Origin of the sequence: Actinoplanes sp. CA-252034 (assembly GCF_050956125.1) — a bacterium.
In the GTDB taxonomy this organism is placed as follows: domain Bacteria; phylum Actinomycetota; class Actinomycetes; order Mycobacteriales; family Micromonosporaceae; genus Actinoplanes.
On sequence record NZ_CP191846.1, the window covers coordinates 5,835,222 to 5,850,517 of the forward strand.

Sequence of the window (15,296 nt, forward strand, 5' to 3'; positions counted from 1 at the left end):
CTGCTCGATCGGCTGTCCGCCGAGGCACTCGGCACCGAACGAGCCTGGCTGGGTGACATCTCGATAATGGCGCCTCCGCCACACTCGCCGCCGTCCTGGTGGGGCGAAGATCTCGGCGACGTCGTCGTGCTTGCTCAACGGTCGAACACCATGTTGCCGGAAGCCGTGGACATTGATCTCGACGGGTTCGTCCACGTCTACGACCGCACGGACGCGGTGGTACGTCCCAGCGGCGTCAACGAATTCGTCCTTCTGGGCCGAAACGAGGTGCGCTATAGCACATGTCGGGACGTCACCGGCGTGTTCCGTGAGCAGGCCGCACCGCCGGTGCCGCAAGTCCGGCTTCTCGGTTGCCGACCGGAAGCTGCATTGCTGACCGCGCTCGGCGCGGTCAGGCAGTCGACCAAGGCCGCCCAGCGTCGCCGCCGGATCCGTGCCGGGGTGTACATGGTGGCCGCAGATGGTTCGGTCAGCCCGGTGATCGGCGCCGTGGTGTCCGGAACGGTCGATGCAGGCGAGCCGTCGCGGCTCGGTGAAGGACTCCTCGACGTGACCATCGACAGCGACCCGCAGGAACCGCTGCCGCTAGGGATCCTCGGCATCCTGGAGCATTGGTACTCCGGACGGCCCGCCGAGAAGAATTTGTGGGCCGGCTACGACCGGGAGCTGCGCCACCTCTGGGCCGGAGTGGCGCTCGCCCACCGGTCCGATGCACCCGACCGGCCAGCCCGCACCACGTACGACCTCGACGGCCGGTTCGTGACCGACATCGAAGGGTTCTACTGCGCGATCGGCGAAGCAATCAACGGCCCGGGGGATACTTCGGCTGGAACCTCGACGCGCTCGACGAGTGTCTCCCCGGGAGGTTCGGCGCGGTGGCACCGTTTCGGCTGGTGTGGCACGACTCGGCCGTCGCCCGCGAGCACCTCGTCGCCGGCTACGACCCGCGTCGGCTGGGGCCGGCGATCACCTTGGATTACCTGCTGGACATGCTCGAGGCGCACCATGTGAAGATCGACTTGCGCTGAGCCGTGAGCCGACGCCGACTACGTCAGCCGGTCGAACCCGACGAAGGACCGGAATCAGACGATGCAGGCGCCGGTCCACCGATCCTCCATGATCGGGTGCGTGCCTATGCCGCAGAGAACGCGCACTCGGTCTCGTCTCGGCCCGCACCGGATCACCCGTCGTAGCCACTATTAGTGACGTAGCTGGCAATCCCCTGGTCCACCCGAGACGCCGGAGCAGAGCCGGAGGTTAAACGACAAGCTCAGCCACAGGGTCATGCCATGGCTCGCGATGACCAGGGGTCGCCCATCGGCCCGAGCAGTCCAGAAGCGCACGCCTTCGGGTCTGCTGCACGCATAGGTGACATCTGAGGTGGCTTGCCGTGACGGCGGGCTGGAAGGATGTTGCTGTGCCCAAGCCCTACCCTCGTGAGTTCCGCGACGACGTCGTGCGGGTCGCCCAAGGCCGTGACCCGGGTGTGACGGTCGAGCAGATCGCCAAGGACTTCGGGGTCCATCCGATGACGCTGTTCAAGTGGCTGCGCCAGGCAGGTATCGACGAAGGCGTCAAGCCGGGCGTCAGCGTCAGCGATTCGGCCGAATTGCGCGAGGCCCGTAAACGGATCAAGCTCCTTGAGCAGGAGAACGAGGTCTTGCGCCGGGCCGCGGCGTATCTGTCGCAGGCGAACCTGCCGGGAAAAGGCTCTACCCGCTCGTGAACGAGCTGGCCGCCGATGGAATCCCCGTCGCGGTGACGTGCCGGGTGCTGAACATCGCTCGACAGCCCTACTACCGGTGGCTTTCCCGCCCGGTCACCGACGCCGACCTGGCCGAGGCGTACCGGGCGGACGCGCTGTTCGACGCTCACCGTGACGACCCGGAGTTCGGCTACCGGTTCCTGGCCGACGAAGCCCGCGCGGCCGGACAATCGATGGTGGAACGCACCGCGTGGAAGATCTGTTCTCACATGGGCTGGTGGAGTGCGTTCAGCCGCCGACGACGGCGCGGCAAGGGTGGCAAGCCGGGCCCGCCGGTACACGATGACCTCGTCAGACGTGACTTCACCGCCGACGGCCCGAACCGGTTGTGGCTGGCCGACATCACCGAACACCACACCGGTGAGGGCAAGCTCTACCTCTGCGCGATCAAGGACGTGTGGTCCAACCGGATCGTCGGCTACTCCATCGACTCACGGATGAAGTCGAGGCTGGCCGTCAACGCTCTGCACAACGCCGCCGCCCGGCGCGGCGAGGTAGCCGGGTGCGTGCTGCACACCGACCGCGGGTCGCAGTTTCGCAGCAGGAAGTTCGTCCATGCCCTGAACCAGCACTACGTGCTCGGGTCGATGGGCCGAGTCGGCGCCGCCGGCGACAACGCCGCCATGGAGTCGTTCTTCGGCCTGTTGCAGAACAACGTTCTCGATCGCCGGAGCTGGTCGAGCCGGCAGCAGTTGAGGACGGCGATCGTCACCTGGATCGAGCGGACCTACCACCGCCGTCGACGCCAACGATCGCTGTCCCGGTTGACGCCTGTCGAGTACGAAACCATCATGACCTCACCGGCCAGTCAGGCCGCGTGACTTGATCTGTCACCTATTGGTGCAGCAGACCCGGGCCTCCCAGCCGGTGCAGTCCGTGCCGGTCACATACGCGCGCCGACGTGCCTGGAAATCGCCCTCGTACGGCTCGTTGCAGGCCACCTCGTTAAACCTTTGGTCGGTGTACACCGAGCCGGCCGGCTCCAACGTCTGCCATGCCTTCGGCTCCTGGCTCGCGACCAACAGGGCGTGGGCCGGCAATACCCGCGCGAGCGCCCTCGCCTCGCGCCCCCTCGCTACTGAGCTCCCAAGCGGCAGCGGGAACGTCGGGACCAAATGCCGGCCTCGCATGCCGCATCAGAAACAGCTTCACGCCGGCATGATCCGGCATGTTTCTGCATGCCGGTCACATCGCCGCCGCCATTACTCTTCTCGCTCGGGATTCGCACCAACCGGAGCAAGATCAACTCACTCTCATGCCGCTGAGCCCGCGCCGGGCAGAGGCCCTACCACGGTCGTGGCTGGGTGTGGCGAGGCTGCGGTTGAGTCCCTCGGTGCTGCGTGGTGTGATCGCCGATGTGACGGTGTGGAAAGCGGCTGCTTATGAGATTGTCGGCCGTACGGATGTCATGGCAGAGGTCGCTGCCGAGCTACTTGCGCTGCAGGAATGGGCAGGTGGGCCCCTGCCGGCTGCTGTCGAGGAGTGGTTTCGGTTCGGTGGCGACCAACGACTTGATTCGGTGAGCTGCAACCGCATCACGCGAACCGAGAATCTCACCGGTCCAACCGTCGCCCGCTTCTTGGAGTCCGGCTATCTCCTGCTGGAGACCGATAGTCAGGAGTGCTGCAGGTGGGTGGTCCCAGTTCCCGGCGAGGATGGTGACCCACCTGTGTATCTCATTGACCCTGAGGATGACGCCTGCGCGTCGCGAAGTCGCTACGCCGACACCTTCTCGGACTACGCCTTCACCACAGCGTGGGACGCAGTGCTGTGGAGCGGCGAACTGTCCGCCGAGTTCGACCACCCGCTGCCGCCTGGCGCCCTCTTCGCCCTCGGGAGCCGCTTGACCAGACTTCCGGAGACATACGGATGGGCGATGAACCAGGGTTGCGACAGGGTGTATCGCTTCGACGGGAGTGCGAAGGTCGCCGTGGCCGTCGCCGACGGCGTAGCGCTATGGAGCGCCATATCTGCTCCCTCCAACGCTATGCGAGAAGCCTTTGCAGAAATTGTTGGCGCGCCGGTGTGAGCGGTCGACTGCCACTGCGGAGGTGCACCCGGTGGTCGGCATCCGAACATCTGCTGTCGCGTACGGAGCACATACCCATTTAGCCGCAGACGATGTGCCAGGGCCTACCGCCTGTGGTCCTGTGACGCCAGTCTGCCCGGTCGGCCTAGAACTCCTCGATACAGCGTGGTTCCCTTCAGAGCGCCCGGTACACCACGCCTTCGAGCCGGTCGTCGTCGTATGCCGCCGCGTTGGTGAGGTGGCCGTCGTACGGACCTACCTTGGTCACTGTGACACCCTCGCGGAACACGATCTGCAGACCGTGTTCCGGTTCCCAGTCACACTCTCCTTCGATCGAGACATAAACCCTCTGGTCACCATAGGGATCCCGGCTGACCAGTAGTTCGCTTCCCAGACGGACATGATCGAGGACACGGTCCGGCCCTTCGATGGCGACGCACCCACCGTCATCTCCGTCGGCCATGACCTGGTCCGTGACGTCGCGGTAGTAGGCGAAGATCGATGACGCAGCAGCTTCTATAGCTGATCGATCGAGTGCCAGGAAGTTACGGATCGCCGCGTGGAAATCGTCTGGCGCGGAGTCGTCGGCATAGCCCTCGAGAGCGAACCGGCATTCTGCTCCGCCCAGCACCGCTACTGGTACCGCCTCACTCCGATACCAGCCGAGGTCGGCATCCTCCACGATCGCGCCCAGGCCCACAATGTGCACGTCGACACCGTAGCCGGTCTCGTTGCAGCGCACTCTCCTGCGCTGAGCGCGCGCGCCGACGGCCTTGACGCCCGTCGCGGAATGTTTCTGCGGCAGTCCTTGGCACGGCCGACTTCGAGGTCTGGGAACTGCCGTAGGAAACCGGTTCCGGTGGTGTTGTCACGCTGACGTGGCTGAATTCGCTGCGTCGCGGACGGGTTGAAACGGACCGGGAGGCAACGGTCGGCCCGGGGTCGGAGGTCGCTGTATGAGCCGCCGGTCAAGCAACGTCGGCAAGGGCGATGCGGTACCAGTTGAGGGCGTGGAAGACGTGTAGGTCAGGACCGCGGGCGATGGTCCAGGCTTCGGCGGGGAGCGGTTCGCCGTCGGGCAGGACGAGGCGGAAGGTGCCCGCGTCGTGCAACTCGCCGTCGCCCAGGAGGGTCATGGCGAGACGGGAGCGGGAGTCGCCGTAGCCGCCGACGAGCCCGGCCCGCTCGCCGTCCACCATGAGATCGGTTGCACCGCCGGCCACGTCGTTGTGCCAGACGGTCATCTCGGTGCCGGTCACCCGTACCAGCGGGAAGTCTGAGTAATAGCAGGCCCAAGCGCTCTCACCGAGGACGTTGAGGGCGTAGCAGTCGTCGATCGGGGGTGCCTGGTCGGCGGGGAACCGCCACGCCGGTGTGCCGTCGGATCCGAACCGGATCAGGCCGGGGGCGCCGATCGGCCGCTCGGTTCCGGCCGAACCCCAGCCGTAGTTGCCGTAGACGCCCTCGTCGAAGTATCCGACCCAGGCCTCACCGGCCGGTGTGGTGAGCACATGCTGGATCCCGTCACCGAAGACGTGTTCGGCGCTCACCGTGCCGTCCCGCTCGTACACGGTCGCATTGCGCTCCGCACCCTCCGGCCGCCACCGGCAGCGACCCGCGACCACGAGGAATCGCCCGCCGGGTAGCGGCTGTGCGGCGGCGTACGCCGGTGGGTTGGAGCTGATCCGAACCGTCTCCGTGCCCGACCCGGATTGCACGGTGATCGCGGGAACCGGGCCGCGCCAGAGCGCGATCGCCTCGCCGTCCGGGCCGATCGACACCCTGGTCAGCTCGCCGTCGTCACCGGACGGGGTCAGCCGGCCGTGTGCACGCAACCGGAGGACCGGTAGCTCCACCATCGCAGCGGACCGCCGCCGGTCGTCCTCGGCCAGGAACTCCTCGACGCTGGGCACTCGCCCATTCAATCACTGTGGACGGGGGCTCATCGATCATCCGGCCTCAGTTGCCGCGCAGCAGGGTTGCCAGGACCGACAGGTCGGCGTCACCGTGTCCCTTCTCGACCGCCCGCTTCAGCAGCTCCCCCATCGGCTCGACCAGGCCGGTGTGCAGGCCCCGCTCGCGGGAGGCGTCGAGGAGGTGGGGATAGGCGAGCGCCTGCATCCGTACCGCCGAGGTCGTCGTCGTGTGGTCGTCGGCGTCGATTGCGGCGGCCGTCTGCGGCAGCGCGCCCGACATCGCGATCAGCCAGCGAGTCAGCAGCGGTTCGGCACCGGCTACCGGGATGCCTTCGGCGCGGAGCAGCGCCGCGGCGTGCAGGAAGCCGCCGAACATGCCGTACATCGCGGTGAGTAGTGCCAGGTCGTGAACGGCGGCCCGGCCGGGGTCCGCTCCGACGTACTCGATGGTGCCGAACCGCGCCAGCAACCCGCGATGCCGTTCGAGGGTGTCGGCGGCGCCGCTGTAGAAGACGAACGCGGCGGGGCTGCCGATCATGGGCGGGACCGCCATGATGCCGCCGTCGAGGTAGGCCATCCGCTGGCCGGCGGCCCAACCGGCCAGGTCCCTGGCTTGCGCGGGGGTGCTGTTGGTGAGGTTGACCAGGGTGTGGCCGGGCACGGCGACCAGGGTCTCGCGGACGGCCGCGTCGTCGATCAGGCACACCACGGTGACCGGCGCGGCCCGGATCGCCTCGGCGGCCGTCGCGGCGACTGCGGCGCCCCGGGCCGCCAGCGGTGCGGACCTGCCGTCGGAGCGGTTCCACACCGTGACGTGGTGGCCGCCGTCGAGGAGCGCCGCGGCGAGCGCGGATCCCATGGCGCCGAGTCCGAGCACCGCGACGTCACTCACCGTGCACCGCCACCGTACGGGCCAGGCGGGCGAAACTGTCCGCGCCGTACCCCGCTTCGACCGGCCGTCGTGCCGTTGTCAGCGCGGCCTCGAGGATGCCCGTGTCGAGCCGGTGTGCCTGTGCCGAGCGCAGCACGTTGATCATCCCGGCGACGGCCGACCGCAGGTCCGAGACGTCACCGTCGAAGCGGTCGTCGTCGAGCCGTCCGGCGAAGTCGTCGATGATGGCGGGCAGCAGGTCGCTGATGCCCCGGGCGTGCGGCGCCAACTCGGTCGCGGTGATCCCTTCGGCGCGGGCCAGCGCGAACGCGTGCACGAGCCCACTCATGGCCGTCCAGAACAGGTCGAGCAGCGCGACGTCGTACCCCGCCGCCCGTCCCGCCTCGTCGCCGAGGTGCAGTGCCGTGCCGCCGAGAGCCCGCAGCGTGGGCAGGTGGGCCTGGTACAGGTGCTCGGGGCCGCTGTAGAGGATCACCGCGCCCGGCCCGCCGATCGTCCCGGCCGGGGTCATGATCACCCCGTCCAGGTAGTCGATGCCGTGCCGCGCCGCCCATTCGGCGATCTCGCGGGCCTCGGCGGGTGTGCCGGTGGTCAGGTTGACGAGGGTCCGTCCGCGCAGAGTCGCGGCGACCGGGGTGATGATGTCGCGCAGCGCGGCGTGGTCGATGACGCATGGCAGCACCAGCCGGCTCGCGGCCACCGCCTCTTCGGCTGTGTCGGCGAGCCGGGCGTGATCGGCGGCGAGGGCGGCGGCCCGGCCGGCGGTGCGGTTCCAGACGGTGGTGTGGTGGTCGTGGCGCAGTAGTGCGCGGGCGAGCGCCCGACCCATGGGGCCGGCGCCGAGAACGGTCACGTTGGTCACGACGTCGATGGTGTCGCCGCTCCTGCGAATCGGACAAGTACCTACTATTTTGTCAGGTACTTACCAAAACCTCAGCATGAGAGGTCACGACCATGAAGAAGCGTGAGTACAACTGTGGCCTCGACGCGGCGGTGGACGTCGTGGGTGGCAAGTGGAAGGCGCTGATCCTGTGGGCGCTGCACGCGGAGCCACGACGGTTCGGCGATCTGCATCGCAACGTGAGCGGCATCAGCGAGAAGATGCTGATCCAGCAACTGCGGGAGATGGAGGCGTACGGCCTGGTGCACCGTGAGGTCTACCACCAGGTCCCGCCGAAGGTCGAGTACTCGCTGACCGATTTCGGGCAGTCGCTGAACCAGGCCCTGATCCCGCTCGGCGAGTGGGGTGAGCGGCACATGGCCGCGATCGAGGCGATCCCTCGCGACTGACCCGGTGCGGTGCCCCGTTACGGGAAGGCGGATCCGCCCTTGAGATCGAGCGCGGCCCGCATGATGGCCACACAGCGGTCGCGGGCCGCGTCCACACGGTCGCGGTCGTAGTGCTTCTCCAGGTTCATCTCGCCGTCGCTGGTGCGCAGCGGTTTCTGCCAGGCCGCTTTCATCTGCTCGCCGACCTCGGCCTTCGCCTCGTTGGCCAGGTGCCGGTAGGCGGCGGCGACCGCGGGCGCCTCGATGTCCAGCAGCGCCTGATGGAACGCGAGCCGCGAGTAGATCCGGCTGACCTCCTCGGTCAGCTGCTGACGCCCGTCGACCGAGCCGGTGCGGCGCCGGATACGGTACGGCATCTCGGCGTAGTCCTCGATGACGCTGAGCGCCTCACCGAACGCCCGGGCCCGCCGCTCCCGTCGCGCCGCCCGCTGGTTGAGCGCATAGGTCAGCAGCGCGGTGAGCACCGCACCGACGATGGCGATGACGGGCACGAGCACCGCCGTGGTCTGCGCGGCCGTCCACCCCATGGTGCGAGGACCCTCCGGACGTCAGATCTGGTGAAGGACGTCGATGATTCTCGCAGCAGCGCCCGGCTCCCACTGATCCGGGCCCGGCCCGAAGAGCCGGTTGATCCCGTTCTGGCACGGCAGCGCCGCGAACGACTCCGGGGCCTCGTCGAAGTGGTGGCGCAGCCACGCGACCGCCTCCCGGTGAGCGGCGCCCGGCGCGGCGCGATAGACCAGGTCGGGGACGTTGAAGAGCAGACATTCCAGGAGGTACGACGGAGCGGCTCCATCGTCGAGCAGACGGTGCCGCTCGGCCCAGCGCCGGGCACGTTTCACCGTCCGGACCGTCTCCTTGAAGCGGCCGCCGGTGCGCAGGTCCTTGGCGTCGCCGTTGCGCCGGTGCTGCTTCGGGAAGTTGACGATCGGCCGCCCCTGGAGGTCATGGAAGAAGACGCCCTGCTCGTAGTGGCCCGAGCCGGGATCGGGCGACCACCGGTGCTCGGTCGCGACGAGGATGTCGACCATCTCGGCGAACAGCGAGTCGGGATCGTCCACGTTGAGGCAGCGCCGCCCCATCCGCACGACGTGGGACTCCCCCAGCACGGCCAGGACGTCGTCGCGGAAGGCCTGCCAACGGGCGCCGGGCTCGGTGAGCAGGCCGACCCCCGACTCGGTGAGCGGGCCGGCGCCCGGCTCGGTGAGCATCAGGACCAGGTCGATGTCGCTGTCGTGGTCGAGGTGGGTGCCGTTGACCCGCGACCCCTGCCCGAAGATCTCGAAGGGCCGCCCATAGCCTCGCAGCCCGTCGCGCAGCTCGCTCTCGGCCCAGGACAGGAGGAACTCGCCGGGCGATGGACCGTCCACTGGCCGTCGCATCGAAACCGGACGAGACCGCATGGTCCCAGTATGCCTCGCCGCGCCGCCGCCACGCTCGGGCGCCGGGCCCGGGGTCAGGCCGGCTCGTGGTCGGGGCAGGTGACGCGCAGCTCCGCGTCGCCGAAGGGCGCGTCGACGAAGTTGCAGTGGTGCGGCCGCTCCGGGTCCCGGTGGGCTCGGGGCACGTAGAAGCGGCAGGTCAGGCACATCTGGGAGACCGGGATGGCACGCCGGTCCTGCAGCTCGCGCATCAGGGTCGTCATGCCGCGCAGCATGGCGGCGAAGTCGTCGGGGGCGAGCGCGGCCACGGCGTCGCCCAGTCTCTCCGACTGGACGTGCAGGCGGGCCGCCTCCTCCCGGCCGGCCGGGGTGAGGCCGAGCAGCATGGCCCGCGCGTCGCCGGGGTCACGGCTCGCGTCGAGGAGCTCCTTCTTGCGCAGCGCCTTCACGGCGTCGGAGACGGTGGGCGGGGTGGAGGCGAGCGCGGTGACGATCTCACCCTGTCGCAGGGCTCCCGCCCGGCCTTGCAGCAGCAGGATGATGTCGGCCTGCAGTGGGGACAGGTGGTGCGGGCCGGCGTTGCGCCACGCCTCCATCCGCACGGCCTGACCGAGCCGGGCCAGACCGACCAGGAGCTGACCGGTCGGCGGCATTCCCGGCACGTCGGCCATGCGACCCACCCCCTCGGGGGCCATCGTACTTTCCTTGGCAGTGGCAAGTGATCGTGGTGCGCCCCGGAGTCGGGGCGCACCACTACATGGCACTGCCAACTATTCAGGGCGCGAAGCGACCGCGGGGAAGTCCAGCGTGGTCTGGCCGACCGAGTTGAAGTAGTTGGTGAAGGTGTTGAGCGCGACCGCGGCCACGATCTCGCCGATCTCCCCGTCGCCGTAACCGGCCGCCCGGACCGCGGCGAGGTCCTCGTCGGCGACGAAGCCCTTGCTGGCGATGACCCGCTTGGCGAAGGTCAGCGCCGCCTCGGCCTTGGGGTCGGAGGCACGGGCGTCGCGGCCGGCGACCAGATCCTCCTCGGAGACACCCGCCCGGGCACCGAGCACCGTGTGCGCGGCCAGGCAGTAGCCGCACTCGTTCTCCACGGCGGCGACCAGGGCGATCTGCTCCTGCACCCGAGCCGGCAGCAGCCCCTTGGACAGGGCGCCGGAGAACTGGAGGTAGGCGTCGAGCACGGCGGGCGAGTTGGCCATGGCCCGCATCATGTTGGGCGTGACGCCGAGGGCGCGCTCGACCCGGCCCAGCAGCGTGCGGGCCTGACCCTCGGCGGTGGCGGGGTCGACGGTGGCGATACGAGACATCAGATTTCCCTTCAGAGAACTGTTGGCAGTGCCAAATATAGGGTCGAGCCGCGCCCGTGTCTCTGTGGCCTCGAGCACATGCCGCGAACGGAACTTTTGGTCCGTACGACAAGAAGTTTTGCATTGGATCATTGAAAGATCTGGACGTCCTAATAGAACTGCTCCAGGATGTTCACAACCTTGAATCACACCCGTTACCGGGGAGCGCAGATGAGACGTCTGTCCGTGGTCACACTTCTGATTTCCGCCGCCATAGTGACGCCGACACCGGCGTTCGCCGCCGACCCACCACCGCAGGAGCCGGGGGTGACGCTCCGGACCTTCGACATCGGGGCGCCGCTCAGCCGGGTCTGCGAGCTCAAGCCCGGCCAGACGCCCAACGTGGACAAGCTGATGCCCACGATCGACTGGACGACAGACGAGCAGTTCGGGCTGCAGTCCAACTTCGTCACCCACGCCGTCGCCAACCTCACCACGCCCTCGGCTGGGTCCTACACCTTCCGACTGACCAGCGACGACGGCTCGAAACTGTGGATCGGCGACAAGCTCGTCATCGACCACGACGGCCTGCACGGCAACGTGCCCAAGGACGGCACCGTCGACCTGGCCGCCGGCCTGCACCCGCTGCGCGTCGAGCACTTCGAGCGCGACGGCGGCCAGGAGCTGCGCCTGGCCTGGCAACCGCCCGGCGCGGGCGACTTCACCATCGTGCCGACCAGCGCACTGAGCACGGACGCCGGAGTGGTCCGGGTGACCGCGCCCGGCCGCAAGGAGTGCGTCTCCGGCGCCGACACCCCGGGCGACGGGCTGCCGCTGACCGCGGTCAACCCCGGCTACACGCTCACCGATCTGCGCCCGCCCGGCTTCGAGCCGCAGGTCACCGGCATCGCCTGGCGGCCGGACAAGAAGATGGTGATCACCACCTGGGGCGGCACGGACAAGGTCGAGGGCAAGGTCTTCCTGGTCGAGAACGTGACCGGCAAGACCGGGCCGGGCAGCGTGAAGTACAAGGAGATCGCGAGCGGGCTCAAGGAGCCGATGGGTGTGGCCGTGGTCGACGGCATGGTCTACGTGTCGCAGAAGCACGAGCTGACCGAGCTGCGCGACACCGACGGCGACCAGGTGCTCGACACCCGGCGCACGGTCGCGGTCTGGCCCTTCGGCGGCAACTTCCACGAGTTCGCGTTCGGGCTGCTCTACCGCAACGGCAACTTCTACCTCAACCTCTCCGTGTCGATCAATCTCGGCGGGGCCACCACCGACCCGCAACCGGTCGGCGGGCGCGGCACGCACATCGTGGTCAACCGCAAGACCGGTCAGGTCACCCAGGTCGCCGGCGGCCTGCGCACCCCGAACGGCATCGGCTGGGGACCGGACAACTCGATCTACGTGACCGACAACCAGGGCGGCTGGCTGCCCTCGTCGAAACTCATCAAGATCAAGGACAACGCCTTCTACAACCACTACACCAACCCGGACGGTACGTTCGACGCGCAGCCGACGACCCGCCCGGTGCTCTGGTTGCCCCAGAACCAGATCGGCAACTCGCCCAGCACGCCGGTGCTGCTGGACTCCGGTCCGTTCCGTGGCCAGTTCCTGATCGGCGACGTCACCTACGGCGGCCTGCAGCGTGCCGCTCTGGAGACGGTGGACGGCGTCGAGCAGGGCGCGGTGTTCCGGCACACGCAGGGCCTGGAGGCCGGCGTCAACCGGGTGTCGGTCGGCCCGGACGGTGCGATCTACCTCGGCGGCCTGGGCGCGGACGGCAACTGGGGCCAGGAGGGCAAACTGCGGTTCGGCCTGCAGAAGCTCACCCCGAACGGGGTCTCGGTATTCGACATGAAATCCATGAAGGCCACGAACGACGGCTTCAAGATCGAGTACACCGAGCCGCTGTCCGACGCGACGATCACGAAGTTGCCCGCCGCCTACCAGCTCCAGCAGTGGCGGTATGTGCCCACCGCACAGTACGGCGGGCCCGAGGTCGACACCGAGACCCTGACGGTGACCGCCGCGAAGGTCTCCTCCGACCGCAAGACCGTCACCCTGACCGTGCCCGGCCTGCGCGCCGACCGGGTCGTCTACCTGCGCTCGCCACGCCCGTTCGCGTCCCGTGACGGTGAGACGCTGTGGAGCACCGAAGCCTGGTACACGATGAACGAGCTGCCCGGCAAGCAGCCGCAGCAGGTCTACTACGAGGCCGAGGAGGGCAACCGGGAGGGCGCCGCGGGCCTGGCCACCGACCACCGCGGATACTCCGGCATCGGGTTCGCCGCCGGATTCGGCCAGCTCAACGCCTCCACCACGATGCACGTCACGGTGGACAGGGCCGGCGACTACACCATCGGAGCGCGCTACTCCAACGGCCCCAACCCGTTCAGCGGCACCAAGACGGTCAGCCTGCACGTCAACAATCGCAAGATCAAACAGGTGTCGCTGCCGACCACCGTCACCTGGGACGAGTGGGCCACCGCCTACGAGACGGTCAGCCTGCGCAAGGGCCTCAACACCATCACGTACCGCGTAGACGCCCTCGACACCGGCCACGTCAACCTCGACCTGATCAGCGTTCGCGAGCTCGGCAGGCGCATCACGCTCTTCAACGGCAAGGGCCTGGACGACTGGCAGCACACCGACGGCCGCCGTCCGCAATGGCCGATGGTCAGCGGCGGGGCGACCGAGGTCTGCTGTGGCGACCTGCGCACGAAGGACGCGTACGGCGACTACAAGCTGCACGTCGAGTTCAAGGTTCCGCTGCTGCCGCCCGACGTGACCGGGCAGAACCGTGGCAACAGCGGCGTCTACCAGCAGGAACGCTACGAACTGCAGATCCTCGACTCGTTCGGGGACACCACTCCGGCCGACAACGAGGCCGGTGCGATCTACACGGTCAAGGCGCCGGACATCAACGCCGCCACCGCGCCGGAGACCTGGCAGACGTACGACATCACGTACCGCGCCGCCCGCTACGGCGCGGACGGGGCCAAGACCGCGAACGCCCGGATCACGGTCGTCTGGAACGGCCGCAAGATCCACGACAACGTCGAGATCCCGAAGGGAACCGGCGGCAACATCCCGGAGGGCCCGTCCACCGGCGCCATCCGGCTGCAGGACCACGGCAACAAGGTCCAGTACCGCAACGTCTGGATCGAACCGGCCGTCTGACGGCCCCCCCCAGTGCGCCCCGGTGACCCGTCACCGGGGCGCACCCCTGTCCGGCTCTGATAGAACGTAAGTCATGCTGACCGCAGACACTCGTTACCAGGTTCGGGTCGGCCGCGCCGGCGACGCCGACCACCTCGCCGATCTGCAGGCCACCACGCAGCTGCAGCCGGCCGCCGGCGGCGAGCCGCACGCGGGCATCGCGGCCTGGGTGCACGACCTGATGGACGGCCATCCGTCGGCCGGCCCGGCCGACTTCCTGGTGGCCGAGGACGTGGCCACCGGCCGGCCGGCGGCCAGCCTGGTAGGGCTGCGGCAGGACTGGTTCCTCGGCGGGGTGCGACTGCCGGTCGGCCAAGTCGAGCTGGTCGCGACCGCACCCGAGCACCGCGGCAACCGTCTCACCGAGATCCTGTTCGCGGCCCTGCACGAGCGGTTCCGGGCCGACGGCGTCACCCTGCAGATGATCGAGGGGATTCCGTACTTCTACCGACGGCTCGGCTACGACTACGCCCTCGCCGACGACGGCGCGCCCAGCGTCCCCGCCGCCTCCCTCCCGGCCGTCAGCAGCGGCGCCGGGCTCACCGTGCGGCCCGCTACCGTCGCCGACGCCGACGCCCTCGCGGCCATCGATTTGCGCCTGACCGTCGAACCCGTGCTCAGCTGCCCCCGCGATCGCGGCGCCTGGCGGTACGAGATCTCCGGCCGCCGCCACGACGACATCTCCCGCTACGAGGTGGCCGTGCTGGCCGACGGCCCCGACGTGCGGGGCTACCTGGTGCACAGTGTCCAGCTCTACGGCGCCGGTGAGCTGGTGCTGTTCGCCGCCGCCTGTGACCGGCCGGAGGACTGGGCACGGGCCGTCCCGGTGATGCTCGCCTACCTCGGTGTGGTCGGCAGCCGGTTCGCCGCCGCGTCGGGAGAGCCGTTCACCCTGGTCCGGCAACGCCTGAGCCCGGCACACCCGCTGGTCCGGATGGGCCCGCCCGGTGTCGCAAAACGGGCCCGCGGCTGGTTCATGCGCGTCGGCGATCCGGTCGATCTGCTCTCCCGGCTACGGCCGGTGCTGCACGATCGCTGGCACGCCGCCGGGCTGCGATGGCCCACCGACTCCCTGACGATCAACACGTACGGCCACGCCGCCCGCCTGGAGTTCACCGACGGTGAGCTGACCGGCGTCGTCCGCGGCCACCCGTCGATCAGCCCGGCCACCGACCCGGACACGCACGCCGCCGTCCCCCCGGCCGCCCTGCTGCAGCTGGCCCTCGGTTACCGCACCCTGCCCGACGTGCTGAACTCGTGGCCCGACTGCGTGCCCCGCGACCATCTCACCGAGCACTTCCTGACCGTGGCGTTCCCGCTGGTCGAGGCACGGCTCTGGCCCCGCGTGTGAGAGCATGCCGCTCGGCTCCTCGACCGAACGTATGGCCCCCGCTGAGCCCGGCGTCCCTTTTCGCACCGCTGCGTTGCTGGTAGGCAGAACGTCTACCTTGACGTGCGGAGGTCCCCGCCATCGCCACCACCACTTCACCACGATCCGGCCCGCC

General features: G+C 68.9%; 14 protein-coding genes. 6 read left to right on the forward strand and 8 right to left on the reverse strand.

Annotated elements, in window-relative coordinates; translation table 11 throughout:
• The first annotated feature begins 644 nt into the window (after positions 1–644).
• The 3 genes from ACQPZW_RS26800 (at position 645) to ACQPZW_RS26810 (ending at position 3,794) form a co-directional block, all read left to right on the forward strand.
• On the forward strand, positions 645–1,028 hold the full coding sequence (locus ACQPZW_RS26800; RefSeq protein ID WP_433788783.1) for a barstar family protein: 384 nt from the start codon (positions 645–647) through the stop codon (positions 1,026–1,028).
• A gap of 389 nt (positions 1,029–1,417) precedes the next feature.
• Positions 1,418–2,586, forward strand: a protein-coding gene (locus ACQPZW_RS26805; RefSeq protein ID WP_433788784.1) for an IS3 family transposase whose coding sequence is annotated in 2 segments (ribosomal slippage) — positions 1,418–1,702 and positions 1,705–2,586 — 1,167 coding nt in all. Because the reading frame shifts where the segments join, the coding sequence is not laid out codon by codon here.
• Between the two features lie 347 nt (positions 2,587–2,933).
• A complete protein-coding gene (locus ACQPZW_RS26810) occupies positions 2,934–3,794 on the forward strand; it encodes a hypothetical protein (protein ID WP_433788785.1) in 861 nt (286 codons plus the stop codon).
• A gap of 175 nt (positions 3,795–3,969) precedes the next feature.
• Here the strand turns inward: ACQPZW_RS26810 and ACQPZW_RS26815 are convergent, their stop codons facing one another.
• From ACQPZW_RS26815 to ACQPZW_RS26830, 4 genes are all read right to left on the reverse strand, one after another.
• A complete protein-coding gene (locus ACQPZW_RS26815) occupies positions 3,970–4,503 on the reverse strand; it encodes a DUF6985 domain-containing protein (protein WP_433788786.1) in 534 nt (177 codons plus the stop codon).
• Positions 4,504–4,762: 259 nt separating this feature from the next.
• On the reverse strand, positions 4,763–5,707 hold the full coding sequence (locus tag ACQPZW_RS26820) for a hypothetical protein (protein ID WP_433788787.1): 945 nt from the start codon (positions 5,705–5,707) through the stop codon (positions 4,763–4,765).
• Between the two features lie 46 nt (positions 5,708–5,753).
• Positions 5,754–6,602, reverse strand: a complete 849-nt coding sequence (locus ACQPZW_RS26825; RefSeq protein ID WP_433788788.1) for an NAD(P)-dependent oxidoreductase — start codon at positions 6,600–6,602, stop codon at positions 5,754–5,756.
• On the reverse strand, positions 6,595–7,464 hold the full coding sequence (locus ACQPZW_RS26830; protein ID WP_433788789.1) for an NAD(P)-dependent oxidoreductase: 870 nt from the start codon (positions 7,462–7,464) through the stop codon (positions 6,595–6,597). The genes ACQPZW_RS26825 and ACQPZW_RS26830 overlap by 8 nt, the downstream gene beginning before the upstream one ends.
• 92 nt (positions 7,465–7,556) lie before the next feature.
• On the opposite strand from ACQPZW_RS26830, the gene ACQPZW_RS26835 reads away from it, so the two are divergent.
• The gene (locus tag ACQPZW_RS26835; protein ID WP_433788790.1) at positions 7,557–7,892 is read left to right on the forward strand and encodes a winged helix-turn-helix transcriptional regulator; all 336 of its coding nucleotides are present in this window, start codon (positions 7,557–7,559) and stop codon (positions 7,890–7,892) included.
• A gap of 17 nt (positions 7,893–7,909) precedes the next feature.
• Here ACQPZW_RS26835 and ACQPZW_RS26840 read toward each other — a convergent pair whose 3' ends face one another.
• The 4 genes from ACQPZW_RS26840 to ACQPZW_RS26855 form a co-directional block, all read right to left on the reverse strand.
• A complete protein-coding gene (locus ACQPZW_RS26840) occupies positions 7,910–8,419 on the reverse strand; it encodes a hypothetical protein (protein WP_433788791.1) in 510 nt (169 codons plus the stop codon).
• Between the two features lie 21 nt (positions 8,420–8,440).
• On the reverse strand, positions 8,441–9,274 hold the full coding sequence (locus ACQPZW_RS26845; RefSeq protein WP_433788792.1) for a hypothetical protein: 834 nt from the start codon (positions 9,272–9,274) through the stop codon (positions 8,441–8,443).
• 74 nt (positions 9,275–9,348) lie between these two features.
• A complete protein-coding gene (locus ACQPZW_RS26850; RefSeq protein WP_433788793.1) occupies positions 9,349–9,945 on the reverse strand; it encodes a MarR family winged helix-turn-helix transcriptional regulator in 597 nt (198 codons plus the stop codon).
• A 99-nt stretch (positions 9,946–10,044) separates the two neighbouring features.
• Positions 10,045–10,587 carry a carboxymuconolactone decarboxylase family protein gene (locus tag ACQPZW_RS26855; RefSeq protein ID WP_433788794.1) on the reverse strand — a complete coding sequence of 181 codons (543 nt, stop codon included), beginning with the start codon at positions 10,585–10,587 and terminating at the stop codon, positions 10,045–10,047.
• 210 nt (positions 10,588–10,797) lie between these two features.
• Between ACQPZW_RS26855 and ACQPZW_RS26860 the strand changes: the two genes are divergently transcribed.
• Both ACQPZW_RS26860 and ACQPZW_RS26865 read left to right on the forward strand, forming a co-directional pair.
• Entirely contained in the window at positions 10,798–13,752 is a 2,955-nt protein-coding gene (locus tag ACQPZW_RS26860; RefSeq protein ID WP_433788795.1) for a family 16 glycoside hydrolase, read from the forward strand.
• A gap of 73 nt (positions 13,753–13,825) precedes the next feature.
• Positions 13,826–15,142 carry a GNAT family N-acetyltransferase gene (locus ACQPZW_RS26865; RefSeq protein WP_433788796.1) on the forward strand — a complete coding sequence of 439 codons (1,317 nt, stop codon included), beginning with the start codon at positions 13,826–13,828 and terminating at the stop codon, positions 15,140–15,142.
• Positions 15,143–15,296 lie beyond the last annotated feature (154 nt).

What these genes read in the sequence shown, in the direction of transcription:
- ACQPZW_RS26810 (WP_433788785.1), top strand. Translation starts at nt 2,934, where the DNA reads ATGTTTCTGCATGCCGGTCACATCGCCGCCGCCATTACTCTTCTCGCT.
- ACQPZW_RS26835 (WP_433788790.1), top strand. Translation starts at nt 7,557, where the DNA reads ATGAAGAAGCGTGAGTACAACTGTGGCCTCGACGCGGCGGTGGACGTC.
- ACQPZW_RS26840 (WP_433788791.1), bottom strand. Translation starts at nt 8,419, where the DNA reads ATGGGGTGGACGGCCGCGCAGACCACGGCGGTGCTCGTGCCCGTCATC.
- ACQPZW_RS26845 (WP_433788792.1), bottom strand. Translation starts at nt 9,274, where the DNA reads ATGCGACGGCCAGTGGACGGTCCATCGCCCGGCGAGTTCCTCCTGTCC.
- ACQPZW_RS26850 (WP_433788793.1), bottom strand. Translation starts at nt 9,945, where the DNA reads ATGGCCGACGTGCCGGGAATGCCGCCGACCGGTCAGCTCCTGGTCGGT.
- ACQPZW_RS26855 (WP_433788794.1), bottom strand. Translation starts at nt 10,587, where the DNA reads ATGTCTCGTATCGCCACCGTCGACCCCGCCACCGCCGAGGGTCAGGCC.
- ACQPZW_RS26860 (WP_433788795.1), top strand. Translation starts at nt 10,798, where the DNA reads ATGAGACGTCTGTCCGTGGTCACACTTCTGATTTCCGCCGCCATAGTG.
- ACQPZW_RS26865 (WP_433788796.1), top strand. Translation starts at nt 13,826, where the DNA reads ATGCTGACCGCAGACACTCGTTACCAGGTTCGGGTCGGCCGCGCCGGC.